1 protein-coding gene is annotated in these 752 nt (G+C 45.1%); it reads left to right on the plus strand.

Annotated elements, in window-relative coordinates:
• A partial coding sequence (gene dxr / locus R7093_RS25235) for a 1-deoxy-D-xylulose-5-phosphate reductoisomerase (RefSeq protein ID WP_318147021.1) occupies positions 1–748 on the plus strand: 748 nt, incomplete at its 5' end.
• Between the last annotated feature and the right edge of the window lie 4 nt (positions 749–752).

Here is a 752-nt window from a genome sequence, read left to right on the forward strand (position 1 = left end):
TAATGCTATTTTCCAGTGCCTACCACAGCAAGTTCAAACCAATCTTGGCAGCTGTAACTTAGATGAGCATGGCATTTCTAGTATTCTGTTAACCGGATCTGGCGGTCCATTCCGTTACGCTGACATTGCCGATCTCGACAGCGTAACGCCAGCACAGGCAATCGCGCACCCTAACTGGTCTATGGGGCCAAAGATTTCGGTCGATTCTGCGACTATGATGAATAAAGGTCTTGAGTACATTGAAGCAAAATGGCTATTCAATGCGGCTCGTGACCAGTTAAAAGTGATTATTCACCCGCAATCCGTGATCCATTCAATGGTTCAGTATCGTGATGGTTCGGTACTGGCGCAAATGGGAGAGCCAGATATGGCAACACCAATTGCGTTGACAATGTCTTATCCTTCTCGTGTTGATGCCGGTGTAAAACCGCTAGACTTTACTCAAGTAGGTGAATTGACATTCTTGCAACCAGACTTTGCTCGTTATCCTTGTTTGAAGCTTGCGATTGACGCGTGTTACGAAGGGCAACATGCGACTACTGCTCTAAATGCAGCCAATGAAGTTGCTGTTGATGCGTTTCTAAATAATCGCCTTGGTTTTACAGATATAGCTCGCATCAATGAATTGGTTTTGCATAAAATCACCGCAAGCTGCAAACCTGAGAATGCGAATAGCTTGGAAAGCTTGCTAGAGCTAGATAGAATGTCTCGAACTATCGCCCTAGAAATTATACGCGAGCGTAGCTAATGAC

The organism is Vibrio sp. 1580 (assembly GCF_033340055.1).